6 protein-coding genes and 1 tRNA gene are annotated in these 6,443 nt (G+C 35.5%); 4 read left to right on the top strand and 3 right to left on the bottom strand.

The features are described from left to right. Window positions 1-131: 131 nt before the first annotated feature. Window positions 132-205, bottom strand: a tRNA-Asn gene (locus F6U93_RS13735). Window positions 206-276: 71 nt separating this feature from the next. Continuing rightward, window positions 277-1,620: an RIP metalloprotease RseP gene (rseP, locus tag F6U93_RS13730; RefSeq protein WP_150940799.1), complete on the bottom strand. Its 1,344-nt coding sequence runs from the start codon at window positions 1,618-1,620 to the stop codon at window positions 277-279. 200 nt (window positions 1,621-1,820) lie between these two features. On the opposite strand from rseP, the gene F6U93_RS13725 reads away from it, so the two are divergent. The 4 genes from F6U93_RS13725 (at window position 1,821) to F6U93_RS13710 (ending at window position 5,056) form a co-directional block, all read left to right on the top strand. Beyond that, window positions 1,821-2,495 (top strand): SCO family protein, encoded by a 675-nt coding sequence (locus F6U93_RS13725; RefSeq protein ID WP_150940798.1) that lies wholly within the window; start codon window positions 1,821-1,823, stop codon window positions 2,493-2,495. Window positions 2,496-2,566: 71 nt separating this feature from the next. Further along, window positions 2,567-2,803 (top strand): FeoA family protein, encoded by a 237-nt coding sequence (locus F6U93_RS13720; RefSeq protein ID WP_150940797.1) that lies wholly within the window; start codon window positions 2,567-2,569, stop codon window positions 2,801-2,803. Further along, complete coding sequence (gene feoB / locus F6U93_RS13715; RefSeq protein ID WP_150940796.1) at window positions 2,796-4,895, top strand: ferrous iron transport protein B; 2,100 nt, start codon at window positions 2,796-2,798, stop codon at window positions 4,893-4,895. The genes F6U93_RS13720 and feoB overlap by 8 nt, the downstream gene beginning before the upstream one ends. Before the next feature lie 23 nt (window positions 4,896-4,918). Continuing rightward, entirely contained in the window at window positions 4,919-5,056 is a 138-nt protein-coding gene (locus F6U93_RS13710) for a FeoB-associated Cys-rich membrane protein (protein ID WP_150940795.1), read from the top strand. 21 nt (window positions 5,057-5,077) lie between these two features. On the opposite strand, the gene F6U93_RS13705 is transcribed toward F6U93_RS13710, so the two are convergent. Then, a complete protein-coding gene (locus F6U93_RS13705) occupies window positions 5,078-6,394 on the bottom strand; it encodes a hypothetical protein (RefSeq protein ID WP_150940794.1) in 1,317 nt (438 codons plus the stop codon). Window positions 6,395-6,443: the final 49 nt, after the last annotated feature.

The raw sequence follows: 6,443 nt of genomic DNA, 5'->3' as shown, positions 1-6,443 counted from the left end.
ACTACAATTTTTGCATAAACACAACTTTTAGGAATGATCCTGAACTTGTAGTGAAATGTATAGAATAAAAGGCTTCACTTAAGTCCATAAAAAAAGCCTCTACGTTTCTGTAAAGGCTTTCTAATACTAAGCTCCTTCTCTTGGGCTCGAACCAAGGACCCTCTGATTAACAGTCAGATGCTCTAACCAACTGAGCTAAGAAGGAGTGTTGCTGTTTTGCTTAGCGAGTGCAAATATAAAAGCTTTTTTAGTTTCTGCAAACTTTTTTAAAAAAAATTATTGAAAAAGTGCTTTATAGATATCATTACCGTTTGCAAAGAGTACCAATGCGATTAAAAGGAAGAATCCAACCATCTGCGCATACTCCATAAATTTATCACCTGGCTTTCTTCCAGAAATCATTTCGTATAGTAAAAACATCACATGACCACCATCTAAAGCAGGAATTGGTAATAAATTTAAAACCCCTAGCATGATCGATAAAAACGCTGTAATACTCCAAAACACTTCCCAACTCCATGTACTTGGAAAAATATCATAAATCGCTTTAAAACCACCAACACCTTTATAGGCACCTGTACTTGGTGAAAATATAGCCGCTAATTGATCCCAATAAGATACTACCTTATCTTTTGCCTTAGTTAAACCTACCGGAACAGATTCTAAGAATGAATAATCTTTAACCTCAAATTCATAATACCCTAGAGCTTCTAAGGTTTGTGGTGTTGCCGCTCCATAAACAATACCTAATTTACCTTCATCACTAATTGTTAAAGGCACAGTAAGCACGTCTTCCTCACGTTTTATCTTAGCAGTAATATCTTGCCCCTTAAGTTTAGCCAACACTGTGATTACTTGATCAGCATACTTAGTAGAATATTCATTCATTCCTACGATAATATCACCTTTCTTTAGTCCGCTAGCTTTATTTGCAGAAGTATCAGGAACCTGAACTACAACAAAAGGTTGTCTTAAACTAACTAACCCTTTTTCCTTAGCATCCATAAACTGAGATAAGAAGTCTGTAGGCATCTGCACTGTTGAAGCCACACCGTCTCTCTCAATTTCAACTTCATGACCAAACAATACTTTTTCAGGGATATCTGAGAATTTTTCAATGGTATCACCATCAACAGCAATAATTTTATCACCCGTATGTAAACCTGCCTTATTAGCCACAGTACTTTCAACTAAAAGGCCGTCTTTAATATTATCATTAGGTAAAAAAGTATCACCATAGAAGTAACTCATCCCTATATAAATAAGAATCGCCAATAAGAAATTTACTGTAACCCCACCAAGCATGATGATTAAACGCTGCCATGCTGGTTTAGAACGGAACTCCCAAGGTTCAGGATCTTTTGCCATCTGCTCCGTATCCATACTTTCGTCTATCATTCCCGATATTTTTACGTAACCTCCTAAAGGCAACCAACCAATACCGTAAACCGTATCACCTATTTTCTTTTTGAATAAGGAAAATTTGACGTCAAAAAATAAATAAAATTTTTCAACACGGGTTTTGAACAATTTTGCAGGGATAAAGTGCCCTAACTCATGTAAAACAATCAGTAACGAAAGACTCAGAAGAAACTGAGAAATCTTTATAACAAACTCCATAAATTAGCTTAACATTTTTTATAATCGTGCAAAAGTAAGGTTTTAAACCAACTTTGGGAAAACAATTAAACAAAGCCCATGGATTTAACAGTAATTTAAGCTTGAACTTCAATATTATAGGGCATTTCTTTTAGCATTAAATTTTCACACACAATAGATTCATCGTATTTTTGTGCTCATTAATTATTTTAGAATAACCTATGTTATCATTTTTTAAAGATTATAAAATTTTCGCTATAGTATTTGGGGTGATTTCAATCGTTATTGTGGCACTCATTTATAATACGCTCAACGTTTATCAACCCTTACCTGTTTACCAACCTACCATGGTAAGCACCGAATTGGTTGACAGCACCCTTCACTACAAAAAGAAATACCATAAGATTGCCGATTTTAGTTTAACCAATCAAAACGGAAAAACCATCACCCAAAACGATTATAAAGATAAAATCTATGTAGCCGATTTCTTTTTCACGACTTGCCCTACTATTTGTCCGATTATGACCAAAAACATGGCCAGTATTCAAAAGGAAATTTTAAACGACGATGCCGTGATGTTACTCTCACATTCGGTAACCCCAGAAATAGACAGCGTAGCCCAGTTAAAACGTTACGCCATAGAAAAAGGCGTTAACGATAAAAAGTGGAATTTAGTTACAGGCGATAAAAAACAAATTTATGAATTGGCTCGAAAAAGCTATTTAGCGGTTAAAGACCAAGGAGATGGTGGACCCTACGACATGATTCACACAGAAAATTTTATGCTGATTGATAAAAAACGTCAAATTAGAGGCTTTTATGACGGCACCAACCCTGAAGACATTCAAAAACTTCTCAACGACATAGCCACCTTAAAGGAAGAATACTTACAATAGTTTTTCAGAACAATTTTTTTAGCCTATTAATTTATACTATTTTTGCTTCTTTAAAATCAATCTAAATAATCTTGCAAGATACTTTAGCACAACTAGAACGCGGGGAAAGCGCTATCATTACCGATGTTTCCTCCATACATATTCCTCTAAAACTTTTAGAAATGGGATGCCTGCCTGGTAATTCAGTAAAACTGGTTCAGCTCGCCCCTTTTCACGACCCGATGTACCTTAACATCAACGGGTCACATCTTGCCATTAGAAAAGAAACTGCTGCACATATATTAATTGAAAAAGTAACGCATGAGTAAACAAATAAATGTTGCTTTAATTGGTAACCCGAACACGGGAAAAACCTCGGTTTTCAATGCTTTAACAGGATTAAACCAAAAAGTAGGGAACTACCCTGGTATTACGGTTGAAAAAAAAGAAGGAGTTTGCAAATTACCTCGTGGTGTTAAGGCACACATTATTGACCTACCGGGAACCTACAGTTTAAACGCGTCGTCACTTGATGAAAGTGTGGTTATTGAATTGCTTTTAAATCAGAACGACAAAGACTTTCCTGATGTTGCTGTTGTCGTGACTGATGTTGAAAATCTGAAACGAAATTTGTTGATTTTCACTCAAATTAAAGACTTAAACATCCCAACCATTCTTGTCATTAACATGGCCGATAGGATGGCCTACAAAGGGATTTCATTAGATATTGAATATTTAGAAGAACAGCTTCAAACAAAAATTGCCTTAACCAGTACCAGAAAAAAAATTGGTATTGATAAGCTAAAAGAGCTTATTGCGAATTACAAAGAGGTTCCTGCAGCGCCTTGTGTTGATATATCAAAAATAGACGAAAACTATTTTGGCGCCTTAGAAAAAGCCTTTCCAAATCAACTTTTATACAAACTTTGGTTGGTCATCACTCAAGATGTTAACTTCGGAAAAACCGATAGAAAGGATTTTGATGCAGTTGAAGATTTTAAAACTAAAAGTAAAGGTGATTTAAAACGTCTTCAGCAAAAAGAAACTATAAAACGCTATCAGTACATCAACAATGTGCTTAAAAAAGCGCTTACGGTTGATGTGACCCAAGCCAAAGATTTACGTTCTAAATTAGACCGCGTACTCACACACAAAGTTTGGGGTTATGTCATGTTCTTTTTCATATTAATTGCATTATTTCAAGCCATTTATGACTGGGCAACAGTTCCTATGGACATGATAGACAGCGCCTTCGCCTTTTTAAGCGAATGGACCAAAGACAATCTGCCATCCGGAGCCTTTACCAATTTAATTTCAGAAGGTATTATTCCTGGACTTGGTGGTATTGTGATTTTTATTCCACAAATTGCCTTTCTATTTCTGTTCATTGCCATTTTAGAAGAAAGTGGTTATATGAGTCGTGTGGTCTTTTTAATGGACCGTGTGATGCGCCGTTTTGGTTTAAGCGGAAAAAGTGTGGTACCATTAATTTCAGGAACCGCCTGTGCCATTCCTGCAGTCATGGCCACCAGAAATATTGAAAGCTGGAAAGAACGTTTAATCACGATATTAGTCACTCCGTTCACCACCTGTTCGGCAAGATTACCAGTTTACCTCATCATTATTGCTTTGGTTATTCCTGATGGAAGTTTTCTCGGGTTAAGCTACCAGGCTTTAACTTTAATGCTTCTATACCTATTAGGCTTTGGAACGGCCGTAATATCAGCGTATATCCTCCATCGCGTCCTTAAAATAAAGAGTAAATCCTTTTTTGTGGTTGAAATGCCTAATTACAAGTTGCCTTTGTTCAAGAATGTTTTTTATACGGTTATTGAAAAAACAAAAGCCTTTATTTTTGGTGCTGGTAAAATCATTTTAGCGATTTCTATCATCTTGTGGTTTTTGGCATCGTACGGTCCAGGTGAAAACTTTAATAGTGCCGAAGAAATTATCAACGAAGAATATGCTACTCAAGACCTTGCTGAAGACGACTTAGATCATAAAATTGCCCAGTACAAACTGGAGCACTCCTACATTGGAATTGCAGGTCGCGCCATTGAACCTGCCATCAGACCTTTGGGTTACGATTGGAAAATAGGCATTGCTATTTTAAGTTCTTTTGCGGCACGTGAAGTGTTTGTAGGAACTTTAGCAACTATTTATAGCGTAGGAAACGACGATGAAGAAACCATTAAAAACAGAATGGCTGGTGAGGTTAACCCAATTCTTGGCGGCCCGCTTTTTACTTTTGCTTCCGGAATATCGCTCTTACTATTTTACGCCTTTGCCATGCAGTGTATGAGTACTTTGGCTATTGTAAAACGTGAAACAAACAGTTGGAAATGGCCATTATTACAATTGGTTGTCATGTCTGTTTTTGCCTATTTTGTAGCTTTATTGGCTTTTCAATTTTTGAAATAAATCAACAGATTAACTAAAAAAGCATGAATAGCATCATTCAAAATATCCTTGTTTTTGCAGCCGTAGCATTGGCTGTGGCTTTTTTAGTTAGAAAATTCGTTTGGAAGAAAAAGAAATCTAAAAAGTCTTGTAGCGGCGATGATGGTTGTGGCTGTCATTAATTACCATGAAATGTATAACATTTAATTTTCAGATGACTCTGAAACCTTATTCATGGCTATTATTTTTTGGATGTTCAACCTATAGTCTCTAATATTTGAACTTAAGTCCATGAAAAATTCTGCATGACTAGTTTTAAAATTATCATTAAAAAAAGAAGGGTTATTATACCAATTTTCTAACTGAAAATTGTCTTCTTTCAACTTTGAAAAAACATTTCCGCTACACTGGTTAAAGCATGTATTTCTAAGCTGTATTTTAGACAAATATTCATCATTGACTTTAATATTTTCGTCAAGTATAACAGCTTTATTGAACCCTGAAATAACACTACTATCTAGAGTGAAATTTGTATCAGCACCAATAAATACAGCCTCCTTTATTAAACCCGCTCTGACATCATAATCTAGGTCTTGAGAATCAGTTAAAAGTGCCATGTTTTTTGCAACTACTTCTGTTTGTTTATTAGTCACATCAACTTCAGCTTCATTAGCATAAGACAACACGTTCATACATCTAAATTCACTTGATGAGATATAAGGCGAACGAACAGCTAATGCATTGATTATATGACAAACGGCCCCATATCTAATATCATAATCATTCCCTTTAGATTTATTTGAAAACATTTGATTCATATTAACTTCACCACCAACAATTCCAAAAGAATGACCTCCCGAATAGCTAACCATGACATTACTTATTAATGTTTTAGCACCTACCCCAGCTAACAATAACCCATTAGAAACATCAGAGTTATTAGATGATCTTCCGGCATATTCAATTCTTAAATGGGATATAAATCCAGAATGATTTTCTCCTTTTCCGTCGCCAAATTTTGTGTATTCATAGTTTGTTGGTTCAATATCTGTATATAAAGAAGCAACATAACTTTTACCAAATCTATTGGTTTGCACATCGCCAAGTATAATGATTCCTCCCCAATCTCCTGCTTTTTTCCTTTTATTATTTGAAGTAAAAATAATTGGGTCTAATGGTGTTCCTTCGGCTATTATCGCAGCTCCTGGAGTGATGGTTAATGTGGCGTTAGTTTTAGAATCGCCCATTACCACCGTTCCGGGCTCAATACCAAGAATAGCACTATTTGTGACAAAAACGTCTCCTATCAACAAATAAATGTGCTTTTTATACAGTGTAGTATCCTCAGATATAACACCTGACAACACCTGAATATTTTCTCCGTAATTAACGCGACTAGGCGTAAATTCTGTCCAAGAACTTAACCAGTTATCAGGACCTACGATTCCTCTTTCCTGTTGAGCGTTAATACTTCCAGAAACAACTAATAGCAAATACATTATTGAGTTGAAATTTTTCATAATAGAGTGGATTTTAATAAAAACAAACGTTGAGAGATCTATTAGAACT

Source organism: Pseudotamlana haliotis (assembly GCF_008806375.1).
Taxonomy (GTDB): Bacteria; Bacteroidota; Bacteroidia; order Flavobacteriales; family Flavobacteriaceae; genus Pseudotamlana; species Pseudotamlana haliotis.
This window is presented reverse-complemented; position numbering and strand designations above follow the sequence as displayed.

Excerpts from the sequence above, each read along its gene's own strand:
- rseP (WP_150940799.1), bottom strand. The coding sequence starts at position 1,620 with ATGGAGTTTGTTATAAAGATTTCTCAGTTTCTTCTGAGTCTTTCGTTA.
- F6U93_RS13725 (WP_150940798.1), top strand. The coding sequence starts at position 1,821 with ATGTTATCATTTTTTAAAGATTATAAAATTTTCGCTATAGTATTTGGG.
- feoB (WP_150940796.1), top strand. The coding sequence starts at position 2,796 with ATGAGTAAACAAATAAATGTTGCTTTAATTGGTAACCCGAACACGGGA.
- F6U93_RS13710 (WP_150940795.1), top strand. The coding sequence starts at position 4,919 with ATGAATAGCATCATTCAAAATATCCTTGTTTTTGCAGCCGTAGCATTG.
- F6U93_RS13705 (WP_150940794.1), bottom strand. The coding sequence starts at position 6,394 with ATGAAAAATTTCAACTCAATAATGTATTTGCTATTAGTTGTTTCTGGA.